The sequence below is a fragment of the Amphibacillus marinus genome (assembly GCF_900110345.1).
Lineage (GTDB): Bacteria > Bacillota > Bacilli > Bacillales > Amphibacillaceae > Amphibacillus_D > Amphibacillus_D marinus.
Genome location: NZ_FODJ01000006.1, coordinates 140,603 through 161,701, shown reverse-complemented (window position 1 = coordinate 161,701; position 21,099 = coordinate 140,603). Strand labels below are relative to the sequence as shown.

The 21,099-nt window shown below is 38.8% G+C and carries 17 protein-coding genes and 1 other annotated feature; of the genes, 15 read left to right on the top strand and 2 right to left on the bottom strand.

Annotated elements, in window-relative coordinates; genetic code table 11:
- Positions 1-32 precede the first annotated feature (32 nt).
- Positions 33-674: a DUF421 domain-containing protein gene (locus tag BM000_RS09960; RefSeq protein ID WP_091497583.1), complete on the top strand. Its 642-nt coding sequence runs from the start codon at positions 33-35 to the stop codon at positions 672-674.
- 9 nt (positions 675-683) lie between these two features.
- Here the strand turns inward: BM000_RS09960 and spoVB are convergent, their stop codons facing one another.
- Positions 684-2,225 (bottom strand): stage V sporulation protein B, encoded by a 1,542-nt coding sequence (gene spoVB, locus BM000_RS09955; protein WP_091497580.1) that lies wholly within the window; start codon positions 2,223-2,225, stop codon positions 684-686.
- 118 nt (positions 2,226-2,343) lie between these two features.
- On the opposite strand from spoVB, the gene BM000_RS09950 reads away from it, so the two are divergent.
- From BM000_RS09950 to phoU, 12 genes are all read left to right on the top strand, one after another.
- Positions 2,344-2,628 carry a post-transcriptional regulator gene (locus BM000_RS09950; RefSeq protein WP_091497577.1) on the top strand — a complete coding sequence of 95 codons (285 nt, stop codon included), beginning with the start codon at positions 2,344-2,346 and terminating at the stop codon, positions 2,626-2,628.
- Positions 2,629-2,711: 83 nt separating this feature from the next.
- Complete coding sequence (gene secD / locus BM000_RS09945) at positions 2,712-4,967, top strand: protein translocase subunit SecD (protein WP_091497574.1); 2,256 nt, start codon at positions 2,712-2,714, stop codon at positions 4,965-4,967.
- A 128-nt stretch (positions 4,968-5,095) separates the two neighbouring features.
- Positions 5,096-5,425 (top strand): LapA family protein, encoded by a 330-nt coding sequence (locus BM000_RS09940; RefSeq protein WP_091497572.1) that lies wholly within the window; start codon positions 5,096-5,098, stop codon positions 5,423-5,425.
- Between the two features lie 56 nt (positions 5,426-5,481).
- On the top strand, positions 5,482-7,791 hold the full coding sequence (gene recJ / locus BM000_RS09935; RefSeq protein WP_091497569.1) for a single-stranded-DNA-specific exonuclease RecJ: 2,310 nt from the start codon (positions 5,482-5,484) through the stop codon (positions 7,789-7,791).
- Positions 7,781-8,293 carry an adenine phosphoribosyltransferase gene (locus tag BM000_RS09930; RefSeq protein ID WP_091497566.1) on the top strand — a complete coding sequence of 171 codons (513 nt, stop codon included), beginning with the start codon at positions 7,781-7,783 and terminating at the stop codon, positions 8,291-8,293. Before recJ ends, BM000_RS09930 begins: the two co-directional genes overlap by 11 nt.
- Before the next feature lie 302 nt (positions 8,294-8,595).
- On the top strand, positions 8,596-10,794 hold the full coding sequence (locus BM000_RS09925; RefSeq protein WP_091497562.1) for a RelA/SpoT family protein: 2,199 nt from the start codon (positions 8,596-8,598) through the stop codon (positions 10,792-10,794).
- 24 nt (positions 10,795-10,818) lie between these two features.
- Entirely contained in the window at positions 10,819-11,265 is a 447-nt protein-coding gene (gene dtd, locus BM000_RS09920; protein WP_091497559.1) for a D-aminoacyl-tRNA deacylase, read from the top strand.
- 478 nt (positions 11,266-11,743) lie between these two features.
- Positions 11,744-12,691 carry a PstS family phosphate ABC transporter substrate-binding protein gene (locus BM000_RS09915; protein WP_091497557.1) on the top strand — a complete coding sequence of 316 codons (948 nt, stop codon included), beginning with the start codon at positions 11,744-11,746 and terminating at the stop codon, positions 12,689-12,691.
- 56 nt (positions 12,692-12,747) lie between these two features.
- Complete coding sequence (gene pstC, locus BM000_RS09910; protein WP_091497555.1) at positions 12,748-13,704, top strand: phosphate ABC transporter permease subunit PstC; 957 nt, start codon at positions 12,748-12,750, stop codon at positions 13,702-13,704.
- 2 nt (positions 13,705-13,706) lie between these two features.
- Complete coding sequence (gene pstA / locus BM000_RS09905; protein WP_091497552.1) at positions 13,707-14,591, top strand: phosphate ABC transporter permease PstA; 885 nt, start codon at positions 13,707-13,709, stop codon at positions 14,589-14,591.
- A 16-nt stretch (positions 14,592-14,607) separates the two neighbouring features.
- Positions 14,608-15,411: a phosphate ABC transporter ATP-binding protein PstB gene (gene pstB / locus BM000_RS09900; protein WP_091497550.1), complete on the top strand. Its 804-nt coding sequence runs from the start codon at positions 14,608-14,610 to the stop codon at positions 15,409-15,411.
- A 17-nt stretch (positions 15,412-15,428) separates the two neighbouring features.
- Positions 15,429-16,088: a phosphate signaling complex protein PhoU gene (phoU, locus tag BM000_RS09895; protein ID WP_091497547.1), complete on the top strand. Its 660-nt coding sequence runs from the start codon at positions 15,429-15,431 to the stop codon at positions 16,086-16,088.
- 75 nt (positions 16,089-16,163) lie between these two features.
- Here the strand turns inward: phoU and BM000_RS09890 are convergent, their stop codons facing one another.
- Positions 16,164-17,303, bottom strand: coding sequence for an N-acetylmuramoyl-L-alanine amidase family protein (locus BM000_RS09890; RefSeq protein ID WP_091497545.1), 1,140 nt, complete (start codon positions 17,301-17,303; stop codon positions 16,164-16,166).
- A gap of 194 nt (positions 17,304-17,497) precedes the next feature.
- Positions 17,498-17,729 (top strand) — a binding site (T-box leader).
- A 115-nt stretch (positions 17,730-17,844) separates the two neighbouring features.
- On the opposite strand from BM000_RS09890, the gene hisS reads away from it, so the two are divergent.
- Both hisS and aspS read left to right on the top strand, forming a co-directional pair.
- Positions 17,845-19,110 (top strand): histidine--tRNA ligase, encoded by a 1,266-nt coding sequence (gene hisS, locus BM000_RS09885; protein WP_091497542.1) that lies wholly within the window; start codon positions 17,845-17,847, stop codon positions 19,108-19,110.
- Between the two features lie 12 nt (positions 19,111-19,122).
- On the top strand, positions 19,123-20,889 hold the full coding sequence (gene aspS / locus BM000_RS09880; protein WP_091497540.1) for an aspartate--tRNA ligase: 1,767 nt from the start codon (positions 19,123-19,125) through the stop codon (positions 20,887-20,889).
- Positions 20,890-21,099 lie beyond the last annotated feature (210 nt).

Below are 21,099 nucleotides of genomic sequence, written 5' to 3'. Positions count from 1 at the left end.
TAGACATCGACTACTGGCTAAGGAGCAAATGCATGTGGTTAATTATTCTAAGAACGTTCATGACCTATGGCTTTATTGTTGTCTTTTTCCGCTTAATGGGAAAAAGAGAAATAGGCGAATTAAGCTTGCTCGATATTGTTATCTTCATGATGATGGCAGAAATTGCTGTCTTTGCCATTGAAGATCCTAAAGCCCCGCTTTGGGAAGGGGTTGTCCCAATGCTGTTACTGGTTTTAATTCAACGTGCTTCTGCGTTTTTCTCGCTTAAAAGTAAGCGATTTCGGGATTGGTTTGAGGGAAAACCCTCATTAATTATTGCCAATGGGCAGATTGACGAAAATGAAATGAAGAAACAGCGCTATAATTTTGACGATTTAACACAACAATTACATGAGAAGGGTGTAAAAGGTGTTCAGGATGTTGAATTTGCAATTCTTGAACCTTCTGGGAAGCTGTCAGTGTTTGAAAAAGAAAACCCGGTTTCTACTGGATTTGTCTACCTACTTATTACTGATGGAGAAGTTCAAAAGGATGCTTTAACATTACTTAATAAAAGTGAGCAGTGGTTAAAAGCCGAATTAGCTAAACGCGGTTTTTTTGAGCTATCACAGATCTCCTATTGTACCATTGACTCTGCTGAAAAATGGTTTATTGATATAAAAAATGAGCGCTGATTATGTTAATCAGCGCTTTCTTAATAATGGTCTGATTTCTTTAAAGGTAACTATTTTTAAGACAAAGACAAGAACCAGATAGATTATAACTAACAAAGTAAGTAGCAATATTAATTGGACAGGTTGCTGTGCATAGCTTGGGAACAAGGTAATAAGGCCTCTTCCAGCTACAAAGGTTAACCCTAGTAGACTCAGCATTTTAATAAAATCGATCAGCATAAGCCGATAGCCAATTAGGCGCCTCAAATTAACGTAGTGCAGAAGTGTGGTTAAAATTGCACCGATTGATAAGGCAATAATTGTTCCGAAAATACCGAATTGAGGTTGGATGGTTAAGGCGACTAGGGCAATGTATTTAACAATTGTTGCTATTAATGTGTCCCACATGGCTACTTTGGCATAATCGAGCGCTTGTAGCGTAGCGCTTAATGGGAATTGAACATAAACAAATAAGAAAAAAGGGGCCATAAATTTAATAAAGTAACTTGCCTGCGTATCCTGGTACATAAATTGGAGAATGGGTTCCGCGAATAGCATTAAAGCAACCGTTGCTATTGCGCCCGATGCAAATGAAATTCGAACTGCTTGATTAATGCGATAATGCACCAATCGATGCTGCTTTTTCGCTTCTGCTTCACTAACGTTAGGGATAAGGGCAATCGCTAATGCATGCGTAATAAAAGTCGGGAAAAATAGTAAAGGGATTGCATAGCCGGTTAAAACACCGTATTGTTTAGTAATCATGACGGTTGTAAAGCCAGCAAGTGAAAGACTCTGAGCGACAAGAATTGGCTCGAGAAAATTGGATAATGAGCTAATTAATCGACTCCCAGTACTCGGTAAGGCAATTGATAACAAGGAAGATAAGGTGTCTTTACTAGCCCTTAGGGTTGACAAGAATCGTCTTCTTACCTTAACCTTTTTGTTTGTTTTGAAATAGGTTAACATAAACAATAGTGAGACGAACTCCCCAATAATAACGGAAAACATTGCACCGGCAGCCGCATAGGCCAAGCCATAGGGCATTAATAAGTTTACCAAGTAGGTGATACATAAAATTCTAACAATTTGTTCAATAACCTGGGCATAGCTTTGTGGCTTCATGTTTTGTAACCCTTGAAAGTAGCCACGGAGCACGGCACTTATTGCACTAATTGGAATCATTGGTGTAATGGCTATTAATGGATATAAGGTTCGCTTATCTGTTAACAGGTAATTAGCTACAATAGGTGAAAGGAACAGCATAAATACCACAAAAACAATGCTAAGACTACCGGTAATCGTCAAGGAAACAACAAGAATCTGTTTTATTTTTTTGCGGTCTTGGAGTGCGTCAGCTTCCGCAACTCGCTTAGAAATAGCAATTGGTAAGCCAACCTGTGATAATGTATACATAAGAAATAATGTTGGCAATGCCATATTATATAAGCCAATGCCCTCATCCCCCATTAGTCTTGCCATCATGATCCTGTTAATAAAGCCGAGCATTCGGGTAATGAGTCCAGCAAGAACGAGTATTAAAGTACCCTTTAAAAAAGATTGCTTTGGCATAATAATGAAATCCTACCTTCTCAAAGTTTTAAAATTCATTTACAATAAACTATATGCATAATGGGCGTACAAGCATGCCTGTTGTCTTAATTTAACAAACAGTATCGGAGGAAAAATAATGGAAGCAAAGGTAATTGAGGAATGGCGCCCAATGATAACAAACGTGATTGCAAGTAAAGTGACCGAATTACAAATGTTAGGCTACAACGAGGCAACTGCAAACACGGTTTGGGCCTGTTTAAAGTCAAAAGTATGGCGCAAGGTGACTGAAAAGAAGCTTCATCAAATTGTTGAGGATGTGCTTCACTTAAATGCCCATGTCTTCATGAGCTATATCACAATGCAGTCCCACCAGTCGGATGATTTAATGTCTTCAATTGCCGCAATCATGGACAATAATTAACCGAGGTTTGCACTAGACAGCAGTATGTCAATTAAATAAAAAAGCGAATAAGCAGGGTTATAATTAGGAGGAAATGGGTTAATATGGTTAAAAAGAGCAGGTTAATTAGTTTTTTTATTATTTTACTAACTTTAGGGGTTGTTTTAGCAACGACCTCACTGGATGTCGCCCGAGATTTAAGGCTTGGCCTTGATCTGCAAGGTGGTGTTGAGATTTTATATGAAGTAGAGCCTTTAAACGAGGAGCAGGAGATAAATGCGACTGTTCTTGAGGCTACCGTACAATCCTTACGACAACGTGTCGATGTTCTCGGCGTAAGTGAACCAAACTTTTCGATTGAAGAGCCGAATCGAATTCGTGTTCAGCTTGCAGGTATTACTAACGAAGAAGAAGCGCGAGAGTTATTGTCAACCTCTGCTATCCTATCGTTTCGTGATGTCGAGGATCGCGAATATTTAAGTGGCTCTGATTTGGTGGAAGGGGGAGCAAGACAGGATTTTAACCCGACTACTAACCAACCAATTGTATCTGTGCAGTTACAAGACGGTACCAAAATGGGCGAAGCAACGCAGACCATTATGGCAAATCCTGATATTACTAACCAATTAGTCATTTGGCTCGATTATGAGGAAGGTGATGCTTATTATGATGAGATGATGGAGGCGGAACCAAAGTTTATTTCAGCACCAGTAATTGAGCAAGTACTTGATAGTTCTACTATTATGATTACTGGTAACTTTACGGTACAATCAGCACAGCAACTGGCAGATATTCTTAATGCAGGGTCGTTACCGGTTAGCTTAAATGAAGAATACTCCACCTCAGTAAGTGCCCAGTTCGGCATTGAAGCAATGAATGAGACGATTTTTGCCGGTGTACTTGGCATCTTATCAATCTTTTTATTTATGGTGGTTTATTATCGCTTTTTGGGTGTGATTTCGGTTATTACCCTTAGTCTGTACATTTATCTGGTTATGCTTGTGTTTGGCTGGATGAATGGTGTCCTCACTCTACCTGGTATTGCTGCTTTAATTTTAGGGGTAGGGATGGCTGTAGATGCCAATATTATTAGCTTCGAACGGATGACTGAAGAGTTGAAGCTAGGCAAGACTGTCAAGGCAGCCTTTGACGCTGCTAACAAAAATTCACTCTCAACTATTGTTGATGCCAATATTACGACCTTGATTGCTGCAGCAGTGTTGTTTATTTTGGGGACAAGCTCAGTAAGGGGCTTCGCTACCTTACTGATTGTCAGCATCGTGCTTAGCTTTTTTACTACAGTTTTTATGTCACGCCTTTTACTCGGTCTATGGGTGAGAAGTAATATTCTAACAAAGCGTTATCGGTGGTTTGGGATTAAAGAAGCTCAAGTTATGGATCTCGTGGAAGCTAGAGCTGTAAAGTTTGTTGAGCCGAAATGGAAGTTTGATTTTGTTAAATACCGCAAGCCATTCTTCATTATTTCTAGTCTTCTGACTATTATGGGTATACTATCAATTATCGTTCTAGGCTTAAATTTAAGTATTGATTTTACGAGTGGCTCACGAATAGAAGTGAATACAATTGAACAAACTTCAGAGGAAGATATTACTTCAATGTTTGCACAGCTCGGTGTGGAGCCACATACGCTCTCCTACTCGGGTGTCAATAATGAAGTAGCGGTTGTCCGCTTTAATGAACAACTGGATCAGGCTACCATTACCGAAGTCCGTGATTACTTTGAAGACCAATATGGTACGGAGGTTAGTGCCAGTACGGTATCACCGGTTGTTGGACAAGAATTGGCACGCAATGCTTTGCTAGCAGTCTTGTATGCATCGATTTTTATGATTATTTATATTACTATTCGCTTTGAATTCTATTTTGCTGTGACTGCAACCATTGCCATGCTGCATGATGCATTCTTTATCATCGTTCTATTTAGTATGACCCAAATGGAATTCGACACTACCATTATTGCGGCAGTTCTAACCATTGTCGGCTATTCGATGAACGACACGATTGTAACCTTCGATCGAATTAGGGAAAATCTTAAAATGGCAAAGCGTGTTCGCTCATTTTCTAAGCTTGCTAATATAGTTAATAATAGTCTAAGACAAACGTTTACGCGAAGCATAAACACGGGTATTACTATCGTGGTAGCCGCGATACTTTTGTACTTTTTTGGTGCAAGTGCGATTTCAAATTTTTCGTTCGCACTCGTTATCGGCTTAATTGCTGGAATGTATTCATCAATGTTTATAGCAGCTCAGCTTTGGTTAGTTTGGCGTGGTCGAACTATAAAAGAAAAGCCAATTGTTTATGTCGAACGCAAACGAAATGACAGCCCACAGGTTTAGGAAAGCACAGTGACGCTATTAAGTTAACCGATTTTTCATTCTTTTTTAAACGTATGTGTTATTAAATAGTTTGGCATAATGGATTTAGTGGTATATTTAGATATATTAATTTTGTGAGGTGTTCTGATATGAAAGGACAAGCTTATATTATTTCAGCTTTAGTCTTTGCCTTAATTGTCGCCGTCTTTGCCGTTATTAATGTTGATCCAGTTGAGGTGAATTATTTATTCACTACCGCTGAATCACCACTAATATTACTGATTTTAGTTTCAACGCTTTTCGGTGGCTTAATTACCGGTGGTTTTGGTATTTACCATTTAATTGGTGTGCGCAAAAAAGTAAAGTTATTAGAGCAGGAGAATGAACGGTTACGTTCAAGTGTTGCACCTACACTTGAAGATGATCAGCCAACGCCGGAAGCGGACTTAATTGATCACAATCACTCTATAGAACAATAACAATGATTGAACCCCCTGAGCTTGTCTTGTATAATAGATAGATCAGGGGTGAATTTATGTTAAAAAGTAAAATGAATTGGACATTTACATATAATCAAAATGAAGTTGCAAAAGAAACGAATATTGTTCAACAGCTCTTAGCTAAAAAGGGCTTGACTGAGCCAAATGAGATTAAAAGTTTCTTGAATCCAACAGAAGCACAGTTACAAGACCCTCAATTACTAGAGGGTCTTATTATCGCCAAAAAAAGAATCGATCAAGCGATCGCAAAAGGAGAGAGTATCCTCGTATTTGGTGATTATGATGCTGATGGGGTTACCTCGACAACACTTCTCGTTGAAACATTACACGAATTAGGAGCAATGTGTGATTATTATATTCCTAACCGTTTTACCGAGGGCTATGGCCCTAATCCAAATGCCTTTCGTGAAGCAAAGCGACAAGGCTTTGATTTGGTCATTACTGTAGATACTGGGATTGCTGCCTTTGAAGCTGCTGAAGTAGCAAAGGAGCTTGAACTTGATTTAATCATTACCGATCATCATGAGATCCAAGGTCAATTACCTGTTGCATTAGCGATTATTCATCCCCATTGTTCGGATGATTATCCATTTAAGTCACTTGCTGGTGTAGGTGTTGCTTTTAAGCTAGCGCAGTATCTACTAGGCTATTTCCCTAAGCAATTTCTAGATTTAGTCGTCATAGGTACCATTGCAGATCTTGTTCCGCTAGAAGGAGAGAATCGCGTTCTGGCAAAGCTCGGGTTAGATTATATTAATCAATCATCGCGTGCAGGCATCATTGCTTTAAAGGAGGTTGCCGGGATAAAAGGGAGAATTGATGAGCAGGATATTGGCTTTGGCATCAGTCCGCGCTTAAATGCAGTAGGGCGTTTGCAAACAGCGTATCCTGCTGTCGAACTATTGTTAACTGATGACAAAGCAGAAGCACAGCGTATTGCGACTGAAATTGATTTAATAAATCAAGAGCGACAGGAAATTGTCAAACAAATTGTTGAAGAGGCTACCGCTTTAGTCGAGCAGGATCCCGAGGCAAATAAACATGTTATTGTCCTAGCTAAAGAAGGATGGAATGAAGGGGTACTTGGTATTGTTGCCTCTAAGCTTGTTCGTACCTTTCAACGACCAGCTATCTGCCTTACGCTTAAAAGTGAACAGGGCAAGGCAAAGGGCTCTGGTCGTAGTATCACAGCATTCGACCTATTTGAAAATGGCATGAGTATTAGAGAAAAATTTCTGCAATTTGGTGGTCATGCCCAAGCAGCTGGGATGACTGTTGCCATAGACAAAATTGCTGAATTGCGGATTGCTTTTAATCAATTAGCTGGGAACCAACTTGCTCCAGAGGATTATCAGGAACAAGCGCAAATTGATGCGAGCATTGACTTGTCTCTATTAAGTATCGTCATGATTCAGGAAATTGAGCAGCTGGCTCCATTTGGGATGGCAAATCCACGACCTTTATTTCACATAAAGGCGGAGCCGACAGAGGCAAGACAAATTGGCGCTAATAAAAATCATTTAAAGCTTACCTTAACTCAGGAAAGCCATCAACTCGCAACTGTGGGGTTTGGATTGGGCTCCCTGCAACATAAGATGACAACAGGTACAACAATAGAAGCAATTGGTCACTTACAGGTTAATGAGTGGAATGGATCACGATCACCACAGCTACTCGTACAGGATTTAAGGGTTCAAGAGCGACAAGTGTTTGACTTCCGTGGTTCCAAGCTCTGGAAACAGGAGCTAACCTCTGTTGACAAAGCTACAGTATTTGTCTATTTTCATCAGGGATCATATAGTTTACACCCTAATGCCATCTATTTTGAGCAATTGTTGACGGCCAACAAGATAGAGGTAACGGAACTAGTTATTCTTGATTTACCTAATCAATTAGCGGATTTAAGTGAAGTGCTAAAGCTGACACAACCCGACAATATCTACACTTGCTTTCAAACTGATCATTCGCACTTTTTAACTGGATTACCTAATCGAGATGACTTCAAATGGTTTTATGGCCTCGTCCTACAGAGGGGGAAATACGATCATAATCAAGAGCAGCATCTAATTATAAAAAATAAACAATGGAAAAAAAATAAAATAGAATTTATAATTAAAGTGTTTTCTGAGCTGGAATTTGTTAAAATAGCGAATGGAGTAGTACGACCTAATCCAGATGTTGAGAAAAAACCATTGACGGATTCTCATTCATATCAGCTAGCAATAGCGAGAAGTGAGGCAGAAGAAGTGTTGTATTATTCTAATTATCAACAATTAAAACGATGGCTTAAGAGTCAAATAGAGTCGGAACACTCTATGAAGGAGGAAGTAATTAATGGATTATAAACAGTATATTACGGTTGTTCAAGATTGGCCAAAAGAGGGTATTCAATTTAAAGATATCACGACACTGATGGATAATGGGCCTGCATATAAATCTGCGGTAGATGAAATTGTCGCTTATGCAAAAGAAAAAAATGCCGAAATCGTGGTTGGACCGGAGGCACGAGGCTTTATTGTTGGTTGTCCTGTTTCCTATGCATTAGAGATTGGTTTTGCACCAGTTCGAAAAGAAGGTAAACTCCCTCGTGACGTGATTAAAGTTGAGTATGGTCTTGAGTACGGTAAAGATGTTTTAACCATCCATAAAGATGCAATTAAGCCAGGACAACGTGTCCTGATAACAGATGATCTGCTGGCAACTGGCGGTACCATTGAAGCAACTGTTAAGCTTGTTGAGCAATTAGGTGGTGTTGTCGTTGGCTGTGCATTCTTAATTGAGCTCAGCTATTTAAATGGTCGTGATAAACTAAATGGCCATGATGTGTTAACCTTAATGAAGTACTAATATCAAATTTAGAGCGCATCACTTAGGTGCGTTTTTCTTTTTTTGTCTAATATAACCTGATCTCGTGACAGGAAACAAATTAGCTAGAGCGTGAGTAGAGCTATGTCTTAAAACGGAAATCGTGCTAAATATGTTAAAGTTATGAAGCTCTCTGACTGATTTACATTAAATATAGCGAATTTTGTTGAAATTATTTTTAGTATTGTTATAAAATAGATGTTATGATAATTAACAAACGAGTACCATTCAATGAATTAGCTAGATTAAATGAGCTTTTTAATAAAGGATTAAGGTGATTATAAATGTCGAGAGAAAATATATTAACGGCTCAGGATGTCATTCGTCAGGCGTCAAGCTACTTAACCGAAGAGGATACTGCACGCATAAGTCGTGCTTATGAGTACGCCAAAGTTGCCCACGAAAATCAATTTAGAAGATCTGGGGAACCCTATATTATTCACCCTGTTCAGGTTGCTGGCATACTCGTTCATTTAGGCTTAGATGCTGAAACCATTGCAGGTGGTTTTTTACATGATGTTGTCGAAGATACATCCATTACCTTAGCTGATATTGAAGCGAACTTTAATGATGAAATTGCCATGCTAGTTGATGGTGTAACGAAGTTGGGGAAAATTAAGTTCAAATCAAAAGAAGCGCAGCAGGCTGAGAATCATCGCAAAATGTTTATTGCCATGTCAAAGGATATTCGCGTTATTTTAATAAAGCTAGCTGACCGAGTTCATAACATGAGAACGTTAAAGCATATGCCACCAGAACAACAAAGAAGTAAGGCAAATGAAACGTTAGAGATTTTTGCACCATTAGCACATCGACTAGGTATCTCTGCGATAAAATGGGAGTTAGAAGATTCAGCGCTACGCTATTTAAATCCGCAGCAATATTACCGCATTGTAAATTTAATGAAGCAAAAGCGGGAAGAACGTGAATATTATATCGAAGAAGTCATGAAAGAGGTTCAGATTCAGCTTGAAGAAGTTAATATTAGAGCTGATTTTTCTGGTCGACCAAAACATTTATATAGTATTTACCGAAAAATGGTGCTGCAAAATAAGCAATTTAATGAGATATACGATTTGTTGGCAGTTCGGATTATTGTTGATAGTATCAAAGATTGTTATGCAGTTCTTGGTATTATTCATACATGCTGGAAACCGATGCCGGGTCGCTTTAAAGATTATATTGCGATGCCAAAGCCAAATCTTTATCAATCGTTGCATACGACCGTTATCGGACCAAAGGGTGCACCGTTAGAAGTGCAAATTCGGACAAAGGATATGCATGAAATCGCAGAATATGGAATTGCTGCCCATTGGGCCTATAAAGAAGGGAAGTCTCTTCAGCCGGGTAAAGATAATTCAGAAGAGAAATTAGCCTGGTTTAGGGAGATTCTTGAATCACAGAGTGAAACGCACGATGCCGAAGAATTTATGGAGTCGCTAAAGGTTGAACTATTTGCAGATCTTGTCTATGTTTTTACACCTAAGGGTGATGTTATCGAGCTGCCTAAAGGTTCAGTTCCAATTGATTTTGCCTATAAAATCCACACGGAAATTGGCAATCATACCATTGGTGCTCGTGTGAACGGTAAAATGGAGCCATTAGACTATCTTTTGAAAAATGGGGATATTGTAGAGGTCATGACCTCAAAGCATTCCTATGGACCTTCACGGGACTGGATTAAGATGGCACAAACTTCGCAAGCGAAAAATAAAATTAAGCAGTTCTTTAAGAAACAGCAACGAGAAGAAAATGTCATTAAAGGTAAGGAACTAGTCGAGAAAGAAGTGCGTGCGTCAGAATTCGATCTTAAAGAGGTTTTAAACCAAGAGAATCTACAGCGTGTTGCTGATCGCTTTAACTTTATTAGTATTGAAGATATGTATGCTGCTGTTGGTTATCAAGGGATAACTGCTTCTCAAATTGCGACACGTTTAACCGATAAAATGCGGAGACAAGAACAGAAGCAGGACCTTGAAGAATCAATAGAAAGTGTTCACCAAAAAACAAGAGCTAAACCAACAAAACGTAAAGACTCGGGTGTAAAGGTTGAGGGTGTGGACAATCTTCTTGTTCGTCTAGCAAAATGTTGTAATCCAGTTCCAGGAGATGAGATTGTCGGATTTATTACCAAAGGTCGTGGTGTATCTGTCCATCGCAGGGACTGTCCGAACATGAAGGGTGAAGGCATTGAGGATCGTGCGTTAAAAGTTGAATGGGAATCGTCTACAACCAATGCCAAGCAGTATCATGTTGATTTAGAGATCTCTGGCTATGATCGTCGTGGATTATTAAATGATGTGCTGCAGTATGTAAATGAGATGGGAACCAATATTATTGCTGTAAGTGGGAAATCAGATCGTAATAAGATGGTCATCATTCATTTAACAATCTTGATTAATAATGTTAATCATCTACGTCGTATTGTCGAACGGCTAAAGCAAATTAAAGACATTTATACAGTCGAGCGTGTTGTGCAATAAAATTGATCGTGGGGGTATGTATGCGTGAGAGCGGTTATTCAAAGAGTCAGCCAAGCACAAGTAACTGTTGATCAACAGGTTATTGGTAAGATTAAACATGGGATCGTTATTCTATTAGGGATTACTCATGATGATGATCAAGGTGATGCTGACTACTTAATCCGGAAAATTACACATTTACGTATCTATGAAGATGATCAACATAAAATGAATCAATCTATAATAGATATTGCTGGAGAGGTTTTATCGATCTCCCAGTTTACGTTGTATGCGGATACCAAGAAAGGAAGGCGACCAAACTTTATGGGCGCAGCCAGGCCAGAGTTAGCAGAGCCTCTGTACAACTATTTTAATGCGCAATTGAGAGATAGTAATTTAAAGGTTGAAACAGGTGTATTTGGTGAAATGATGGAAGTGAGCCTAATTAATGATGGTCCAGTCACCATTATGATTGACAGTGCGGACCGCTAATGCATAACAGTTAAGAAGAAAAGTGGTTGTATAACAAATAACGTTGGTAAGATTATTTTCTAATATTAGGCATAAGAAAAAGAGTCGACTCCTGTGCTTAACCAACGCTGTTTGATGAAGAACCAGAAAAAGTCAGATACTGAAATAGTAGCTTAAAGCTCGTTTCACTATCGGGCTTTTTTTGTTGTTTAATAAAATATTACTTACAATTTGTAAGAATGTCTTTTCCTGTTCTAGTAAATAAATAAGGTAGCATAATAATTAAACAAGCAATGCTTTTTGTAAATGATGTACGTAAAGAAAGCTCTTTTACCAGAGCAGAAGCCTGTTCTTTTAAACATTCTTAATAATGAGTTGAGTAGCAATTAATAAAATTTACAAATTCTTAACGTTTAATTAACGATAAGTTCATATTAAGAAAGTAATATGTTGAGTATAAAGAAATACGATAGAAGCCTGATTTCTAGGGGGAGTTATAATGAGAAAAAAGTACTTAATTACGATAATAATGGTAGTAGCAGTATTACTAATTACTGCATGTGGGAATGCGGATTTAAACCTTGATGATGAAAGTTTATTAACAGGTCGAGTTGCAATTGATGGATCTGGAACAGTTTACCCATTAATGGCGCGGATTGCTGAGGAATATATGCTTAATGAACAACCCAAGGTTTCAGTAGAAGTTTCACGGGCCGGAACAAGTGCCGGCTTTCAGAAGTTTATTATGCGTGGTGGAACAGACTTGAATAATGCTTCCCGTCATATTAGAAATGAAGAGTTGCAGGGGGCCGAGGTAGCAGGTTTTGAACCTAAGGAATTAAAAATTGCTTTAGATGGTCTTGCCTTCGTCATTCATCCAGACAATGATTGGGCAACGGAGCTGACTCAGGAGCAAATTGTTAAAATTTTTCAAGCTGATGGCGGTATTAGCAATTGGTCTGACATTGATCCCTCATTTCCTAATGAAAAGATTAAAACCTATGGACCAAATGAAAACCATGGGACTTATGAATTTTTCTATGAAGAAATTTTAAATGAAACTGATCTAGTAACTGATATTGATTTACAGCAAGAGTATTCAACTTTGGTTACATTAGTTAGAGAAGATATTAATGCAATTGGTTTCTTTGGCTTTGGCTATTATGTTAATAATCAAGACCAGCTTGGTATTGTGCAAGTTGACTTTGGTAATGGTCCTGTTGAGCCGACCTATGACAATATTAAAGAAGATGGGGAATATGGTCCGTTTACCAGACCAATCTTTACCTACTTAAACCTGAATAACGCTAGAGAAAAGGAACAGGTATTGGACTTTTCGCTTTTCTTAATGGAGCATGTTAATGAATTTGCTGATATTGCTGGCTTTGCACCAGTTCCAGAGGATGAAATACAAATGGAATTGGCTTTTCTTAGCGGATTAAATTAAAGGTTTGATTGCATGGGGCATTGTGTCTCTTATTACGGTAAAAGGTAGGTTTTCTAATGAATAAACATTCAAATATTAATAAAACAGATACATTAGATATTAACGATTTAATAGAAGAAAACAAGCGTTCATCAAGTTTGGTTGCTTGGATTGAAAAAACGATACCCAAAGCACTTTTTTTTATTGCGTTCTTATCGATCTTAACTACGATTGGAATTGTATTAGTGCTTATCACCGAAACGTTTTCCTTTTTTCAACGTGTCTCTATTATTGAATTCTTTACTGGGACTGTTTTACGACCATTAAGTCAGAACCCGCAATTTGGTGTCCTTCCATTAATTACTGGAACCATCTTGTCATCAATCATTGCAATGCTAGTGGCTGGCCCTATTGGTATGATGACGGCAATTTTTTTAAGTGAATATGCTTCAGACCGGGTGCGTGGTCTGTTAAAACCAATTTTAGAGTTGTTAGCAGGTATTCCAACCATTGTTTATGGATTTTTTGCTTTTACGTTTGTTACGCCATTATTACGTCAATTCATTCCAGCATTAGGTGCAACTAATATTTTAAGTCCTGGTTTAGTGATGGGAATTATGATTATTCCAATGATTGCCTCGTTATCAGAAGATGCAATGGCTGCAGTTCCTAAATCAATGCGTGAAGGTGCTCTTGCACTTGGCGCAACTAAGCTTGAAATTACATTTAAAGTTGTGATTCCAGCCGCCTTTTCAGGTATCGTTGCTTCTTTTGTATTGGGCATATCTAGAGCTATTGGTGAGACAATGATTGTTACAATTGCAAGTGGTAGCTCAAAGAATTTTACCTTTGATGTCACACAGTCTATGCAAACAATGACGGCATATGTTGTGGAGGTCGCTGCTGGTGATGCACCTGCAGGATCAACTATTTATTACAGTTTATACGCGGTAGCGATGACCTTGTTCGTGTTTACCTTACTTATGAACATTTTGGCAAGATACATTTCTCGCCGCTTTCGGGAGGAATACTAATTATGAAGTATTTAAATCATAGTAAAGTCATTCAAAGAATGCAACGACGAATTTTGATTAATAATTTATTTAAAAGCTTGTTTTTTATGGCTACAACCTTTGGGATTATCGTGCTAGCTATTTTATTAGTACAAGTCTTTACTGAGGGCATCGACTACATCAACTTTGATTTCCTCTCTAATCGCTTATCAACCGTGCCAGAAAGAGCTGGAATTATGGGCGCAATTCTTGGGACGCTTTGGCTGATGGCAGTAGTCATACCTGTAACGATGATTCTTGGCGTAGGAACAGCTATCTATAATGAACTGTACGCTAAAAAAGGGAAGCTACAGTCCGTGATTCAAACCAACATAGCAAACTTAGCAGGTGTTCCTTCCATTGTTTATGGTATTTTAGGGATGACTATTTTTGTAAGATCACTGCAACTAGGAAGTGTAGTCCTTGCAGGCGGATTGACGATGTCACTGCTTGTCCTACCAATTGTTATCGTCTCAAGTCAAGAGGCAATTCGAGCAGTACCAGGATTTTTAAGTGAAGGGTCGTATGGTCTTGGTGCAACCAAATGGCAAACGATTAAAAATATTGTCCTGCCAGCCTCTTTACCAGGTATTCTAACGGGAACCATTTTAGCTTTATCACGAGCAATTGGTGAGACAGCGCCACTTGTTGTTTTAGGGATACCAGCATTATTGTTGCCTTTCCCAGGGGGGTTACTTGATCGTTTTACTGTTTTACCAATGCAAATATACTACTGGACATTAGATGCTTCACTAGTACGTGAATACGCTAATTTAGCATCAGCTACTATTATCGTGCTATTGCTAATGCTATTTCTGTTAAATTCAGTTGCCATTATTATTCGAAATAAATTTCAGCAAAGGTACTAGATCAGGGGGAAATCAAATGAAGATTGTAACGGGACTTACCAATACGGCTCAGCCAGAAAAAAACTTAAGAAAAGTATTTAATACGGAAGATTTAAATTTATGGTATGGAAGTAAGCATGCATTAAAGGGAATCAATCTGCCGATTTATGAGAAGGAAGTAACAGCAATGATTGGTCCATCAGGCTGTGGGAAGTCAACTTTTCTGAAGACATTAAATCGGATGGTCGAACTGGTACCAAATGTTGAGACAACTGGTATGATTCATTACCGAAATCAAAATATTTTAGATAAGAGCTTTAAGGTTGAAGAACTTCGGACTAAGGTAGGGATGGTTTTTCAAAAGCCAAACCCATTCCCAAAATCGATTTACGACAATGTAGCTTATGGACCAAGAATTCATGGTATTAAAAGCAAAAAAATCTTAGATGAGATTGTCGAGAAGAGTTTACGCGGTGGAGCAATTTGGGATGAAGTAAAGGATCGCTTAAAGGATAGTGCTTATGGCTTGTCTGGTGGTCAACAACAACGTCTTTGTATTGCACGTGCACTTGCCATTGAGCCAGATGTTATTTTAATGGATGAGCCAACTTCAGCACTTGATCCAAAATCTACTTTGAAGGTTGAGGAGCTTATTCAAGAGTTGAAGACAGATTATTCAATTGTCATTGTTACGCATAATATGCAGCAGGCTGCTCGAATTTCAGATCGAACTGCGTTCATGCTAAATGGGGAGCTTGTTGAATTTACAGATACAAATCGCTTATTCTCTAATCCTGAGGATAAACGAACTGAAGATTATATTACAGGAAGATTTGGTTAATAAAAGGAGGCATTTTAATGGTAGCACGTGAACAATTTGATTTAGAGTTAGAAGCAGTAAAGGACATGGTAATCAAGTTAGCGAAGGCAGCAAAGGTTCAATTGGAAGGGTCTATAGCTGCCCTTTATCAATCAGATGTTGATAAAGCTCAGCAAGTGATGGAAGCAGATAAAGAATTAGATCAACTCGATTTAGCAATTAATGAAGCATCTATTTTGCTTATTGCTCGTCAACAACCTGTGGCTAGCGATTTAAGAAAGTTAATTGTTGCCATTCGTACGGCAACTGATTTAGAAAGAATGGCTGATAACGCCAAAAATATTGCTCGTTCTGCTATTCATCTTGGTAACGATCATCAGCTTGAGATTCATCCCTCACTGGCAGATATGCGCGATGTCGCCTTTAAAATGATTGACCTTGCAATAGAAGCTTATAAAAAAGAGGACATTCAACTAGCAAAGAAATTGTCAGAGCTTGATGATCTCATTGATGGTATGTTCGGGCAAGTAATGGAAGAACTATTGCAAATGACAGCGACCAATCCGCAAAAAATTCAACTTGTTATGCAGATGGCCTTTAGTGCAAGGTATATTGAACGTTTCGGGGATCATCTCACTAATATCGCTGAAAGCATTATGTACCTAGTTAAAGGTGAGGTTTACGATTTAAACGAATAACAATGATTAAATAACGAAAAGAGACTGACTACTTAGTCAGTCTCTTTTCGTTATAAATGTTTATCGAAAAACCTCTCAATTCTCAAGCCTAGTCTGATTTGAGAAATATTGCTGTAAGCCAGAAATGATTCCTCTACTAATTTCATTCTGATAAGCGAAGCTTTGAATTTGTAGCTCTTCTTCAGCATTAGAAAGGAAGCCAAGTTCTAATAATAGACCAGGACGCCGAGCGTGCCTTAGCACAAGATAGTTACCAGAAGCTACACCGCGATCATTCGCCCCTGTTTCTTCTAGAATAGCGGCGTGGACAATGTCAGCCAAGGCTTGGTCACGGTCATCACGATAGAAGGTATTAATCCCATTTGCAGTCGGGTACTGAGGCTCACTATTATAATGAAGGCTTAAGAAAACATCTGCATCATAATAGTTAGCGAACACTGATCGAGGCGTAAGCGCGTAATAAAAGTCATCATCTCGGGTTAATTGGACACTTGCACCAAGTCGCTCTAATTGGTTGGCCAGAATCTGAGCTGTATAAAGGGTATATTCGCTCTCATAGTGCTCGCTTTGACTAATTGCCCCGACATCTACTCCGCCATGTCCGGGGTCAATGACAATCCGTTTGTTGCTTAATGATCGCATACTGGAGTTATTATCAACTGCATTTAACCCGACAATTGATGCTGGCATAAATCCCGTTAAATCGTCTGTTTCAATCTCAACCCAATTTTCATCGATTGAAGCAATAATAGACACAGTCTGCCTTTTTCTAAGCTCGCCAATAATCGCTGATTGCACAGTCGGTTCTTCTCGAATATTGACAACATCTACTTTGACTATTTGGTTAAAAGGATATGTATTTCCTGTGTTTGGTTGATCACCTTCGCCTTCACCTTCAGATTCATCTTCCAATTCACCTTGAGCATTTTCCGGATCAGTGCCTTCATGAGAATTAGATTCATTACCGATAATTGAAGTATACTGACTATGTACCCAGCCAGTTTCATTATTAAAGGCAATAGCAATCCAATCACCGTCTTCGTCTGCACGTTCATATTGCTCCCCTTGATCAACGTGACCAATCACCTCGTATTCAGTACCAGGTCCTGATCTTACTAAGAGCTGATCTGTTTCTATTTGAATAGAATCAGCACGGATGTGTTGTGCGAACAGTAAGAAGGTAAATATAATTAGATAGGGTATTTTCTTCTGCATTTTTTTCTCCTTTGATGTATGTCATCATAATTATACTTACATTTTTCGGAAACTAACACGTTCACGAAATTTAGTGTCGATATATTACTATCATATAAAAAAAACAGACCATACGTCAAAAGCTTTTTCTCGATTTGAAAATAAGCTTGACATTACAAGTCGCAAACAGTAATATTATAAACAATTAAATGGTGTTAAAACCAATGAGGGAAAGAGTAGTTAAAAAAAGTGGATATTTAAGAGAGGGGATCTAGTAGCTGAGAGGATCTCTATCCGGCTGTTTAATGAAAGACATTCCGTAGGTGCTATATTGAAAGTTAGAGTAAGTATAGCCGCGGGCCAGGCGTTAATGGCTTTGAGTGGAATTCATAGCATTATTAATGAATTCAACTAGGGTGGCAACACGGGTAATCGCTCGTCCCTTTTTTTGGGAGGCGTTTTTTTTGTGTTTAAAAAAGTTCTAAACACCTTAATAACTACTAACGTTTCATTTTATCTTACATATTTTAAGGGAATAATAGCCGAACAGGAGGGCATTATCATGATTAATTTACCAAGAGGTACACAAGATATTTTACCAGGTGAAAGTGAAAGATGGCAGTTTGTTGAGCAACAATTTGTTAATATTTGCAAACGTTATAATTATCAAGAAATTAGGACACCAATATTTGAGCATACTGAGCTATTTCAGCGTGGCGTTGGTGATACAACAGATATTGTCCAAAAAGAAATGTATACATTTGAGGATCGGGGTGGACGGAGCTTAACACTTCGTCCTGAAGGAACAGCATCTGTTGTGCGGGCATTTGTTCAAAATAAGCTATATGGAGCGGCGATTCAACCGCAGAAGCTGTTTTACAATGGACCGATGTTTCGTTATGAGCGCCCACAACAGGGGAGGATGCGCCAGTTTGTTCAGCTTGGAATAGAAGCGCTAGGAAGCGCAGATCCCGCTATTGATGCTGAAGTAATTGCATTAGCAATGAACTTTTACCGTGGGCTTGGCCTTAGTTCACTAAAGCTGGTCATTAATTCGTTAGGTGATCAAGAAAGCCGTTTGAGTCACAAACGTGCACTAATTGACCACTTTAATCCATATAAAGCAGAATTATGCTCAGACTGTCAGGTGCGACTAGAACAAAATCCGTTACGGGTGCTTGATTGTAAAAAGGATCATGATCATCCAGCCATGCAATCAGCACCAAAAATTTTAGACTTCTTAACAGTAGAAGCTGATCACTATTTTACAAAGGTCAGAGTTTATTTAGATGCAATGGACATCCCTTATCAAGTTGATCCTAATCTTGTCCGTGGACTAGACTACTATAACCACACGGCTTTTGAAATTATGAGTGAAGCGGAAGGCTTCGGGGCAATTACCACTTTATCTGGTGGTGGGCGCTATAATGGCTTAGTTGAGGACTTGGGTGGTCAGCCTACACCGGGAATTGGTTTTGCCTTAAGTGTGGAGCGTTTATTAATGGCACTTGAAGCTGAAAAGATTAAGCTACCAATTGATCAGCAACTTGACTGTTTCATCGTTGCGCTAGGCGCTGAAGCAGAGCTAAAAGCAGTTCAGATTCAGGATCAGCTACGCTTAGCAGATATTCAAGTTGATAAAGATTATTCAGGTAGAAAAATGAAGGCACAATTTAAAGCAGCTGATCGACTAAACGCTAAGCACGTTATTATTATTGCTGAACAGGAGCTAATTGATCAGCAGGCTCTAGTAAAAGACATGGTAACAGGTAATCAACAGTTGATTGGCTTTGAACAAATTGTGGATTATATGAAAGAAGTATTATAGGGGGATAATTTTATGACAAGAAAAAGACAGTTAGCCTCAGAATTAAGTGTTGAGCAAGTTGGTGAACAGATTTTATTAAAAGGTTGGGTGCAGAAAAGAAGAGATCTTGGTGGGTTAGTGTTTATTGATGTAAGGGATCGATCGGGTGTGGTTCAGGTTGTTTTTAACCCCGATGTATCGGAGTCAGCGCTAGCCGTCGCAGAATTAGTGAGAAGTGAGTATGTCATTGAAGTTAAAGGGGAAGTTGTTAAACGTAATCAAGCAACGGTTAACCCTAAGATGAAAACGGGAGCAATTGAGATTGCAGCTCAATCTATCTCAGTCATTAATGAAGCAAAAAACCCACCATTTACTGTTTTAGATGGAGCTGATGTTTCAGAGGATGTGAGACTCAAATATCGTTATATTGATTTAAGAAGAGAATCAATGCAACAAACATTTAAGCTTAGACATCAAGCTGCACAAGTTATTCGCCAGTTTCTCAATGATAACGACTTCTTAGAAATGGAGACGCCAATGCTGACGAAGAGTACGCCAGAAGGGGCGCGTGATTATCTCGTTCCAAGTCGTGTTCATCAAGGCCATTTCTATGCGTTACCGCAATCGCCACAGTTGTTTAAGCAATTAATTATGGTCGCAGGATTTGAACGCTATTTTCAGTTTGCCCGCTGTTTCCGTGATGAGGACCTAAGAGCAGATCGTCAGCCTGAATTTACACAAATAGATATTGAGACGTCATTTATGTCACAAGCTGATATTATCGCAATGACTGAGCAAATGATTAAAAAATTAATGACAAAGGTAAAGGGGATCGAAATTAGCTTACCGATTCAACAAATGACTTATGATGAAGCAATGTCTCGTTATGGTTCTGATAAACCAGATACGCGCTTTGACCTAGAGCTAGTCGATATTTCTGAGCTGGTAAGAAACTCAGATTTCAAGGTTTTTGCTAGCGCTGTTGCTTCAGGTGGAAAAGTTAGTGCAATTAATGTTACTGAACAAGCCCAAGCTTTTTCGAGAAAGGACATTGATAAACTGACGGACTTTGTTAAGATATATGGAGCGAAGGGGTTAGCGTGGCTTAAGGTTGAAGAAGGAGTCTTAAAAGGTCCGATTGCTAAGTTCTTTACTGAAGCAGATCAGGGAGATTTAATGAAAGCATTAACGGCAAATGACAATGACTTATTGTTGTTTGTTGCTGACAAAACAGATGTCGTATTTAACAGCTTAGGAGCCTTAAGACAAAAGTTAGCAAAGGATTTAAACCTTATTGATCATAATCAATTTAATTTCCTATGGGTAACTGATTGGCCGTTACTTGAGTATGATGAAGAAGCTGGACGATACTTTGCTGCACACCATCCGTTTACATCACCAATTGAAGCAGATATCGAGAAGCTTGGCCATGACCCGAGCCAGGTTAAAGCCGCAGCCTATGACCTTGTCTTAAATGGTTTTGAACTTGGTGGAGGTTCTATTCGTATCTATCAAAAGGAACTACAGGAAAAAATGTTTGAAGTACTTGGTTTCTCTAGAGAAGCAGCTGTTGATGAATTTGGGTTCTTATTGGATGCACTTGAATATGGTGCGCCCCCTCATGGTGGGATTGCACTCGGCTTTGATCGCATTGTAATGCTTTTGGCTGGAAAAACAAACTTACGGGACACCATTTTGTTCCCGAAAACGGCATCTGCTTCAGATCCATTAACAAATGCCCCAAGCCTGGTAAGTAATGAGCAAATTAATGATCTTCATATCCAGCTTAAAGATGATTAATGATTACTTCAGCAACTTTAGTAATGTAATGAACTCAACTTGCGCACCAACACAGTAAGGTTCAGCTAAGATGGTTGAAGCCAGCCCTTCGGAAAGCGAATCCATTGCTTTTCGGAACGACATAGCGCGCCAAACGGATATTAAAGTAAACATGGATAGGAATTGAGTACGGTTCTCCCAAAAACGTTCAAGTCTTCATGACTACTTACA

What these genes read in the sequence shown, in the direction of transcription:
- BM000_RS09960 (WP_091497583.1), top strand. Translation starts at nt 33, where the DNA reads ATGTGGTTAATTATTCTAAGAACGTTCATGACCTATGGCTTTATTGTT.
- spoVB (WP_091497580.1), bottom strand. Translation starts at nt 2,225, where the DNA reads ATGCCAAAGCAATCTTTTTTAAAGGGTACTTTAATACTCGTTCTTGCT.
- BM000_RS09950 (WP_091497577.1), top strand. Translation starts at nt 2,344, where the DNA reads ATGGAAGCAAAGGTAATTGAGGAATGGCGCCCAATGATAACAAACGTG.
- secD (WP_091497574.1), top strand. Translation starts at nt 2,712, where the DNA reads ATGGTTAAAAAGAGCAGGTTAATTAGTTTTTTTATTATTTTACTAACT.
- BM000_RS09940 (WP_091497572.1), top strand. Translation starts at nt 5,096, where the DNA reads ATGAAAGGACAAGCTTATATTATTTCAGCTTTAGTCTTTGCCTTAATT.
- recJ (WP_091497569.1), top strand. Translation starts at nt 5,482, where the DNA reads ATGTTAAAAAGTAAAATGAATTGGACATTTACATATAATCAAAATGAA.
- BM000_RS09930 (WP_091497566.1), top strand. Translation starts at nt 7,781, where the DNA reads ATGGATTATAAACAGTATATTACGGTTGTTCAAGATTGGCCAAAAGAG.
- BM000_RS09925 (WP_091497562.1), top strand. Translation starts at nt 8,596, where the DNA reads ATGTCGAGAGAAAATATATTAACGGCTCAGGATGTCATTCGTCAGGCG.
- BM000_RS09915 (WP_091497557.1), top strand. Translation starts at nt 11,744, where the DNA reads ATGAGAAAAAAGTACTTAATTACGATAATAATGGTAGTAGCAGTATTA.
- pstC (WP_091497555.1), top strand. Translation starts at nt 12,748, where the DNA reads ATGAATAAACATTCAAATATTAATAAAACAGATACATTAGATATTAAC.
- pstA (WP_091497552.1), top strand. Translation starts at nt 13,707, where the DNA reads ATGAAGTATTTAAATCATAGTAAAGTCATTCAAAGAATGCAACGACGA.
- pstB (WP_091497550.1), top strand. Translation starts at nt 14,608, where the DNA reads ATGAAGATTGTAACGGGACTTACCAATACGGCTCAGCCAGAAAAAAAC.
- phoU (WP_091497547.1), top strand. Translation starts at nt 15,429, where the DNA reads ATGGTAGCACGTGAACAATTTGATTTAGAGTTAGAAGCAGTAAAGGAC.
- BM000_RS09890 (WP_091497545.1), bottom strand. Translation starts at nt 17,303, where the DNA reads ATGCAGAAGAAAATACCCTATCTAATTATATTTACCTTCTTACTGTTC.
- hisS (WP_091497542.1), top strand. Translation starts at nt 17,845, where the DNA reads ATGATTAATTTACCAAGAGGTACACAAGATATTTTACCAGGTGAAAGT.
- aspS (WP_091497540.1), top strand. Translation starts at nt 19,123, where the DNA reads ATGACAAGAAAAAGACAGTTAGCCTCAGAATTAAGTGTTGAGCAAGTT.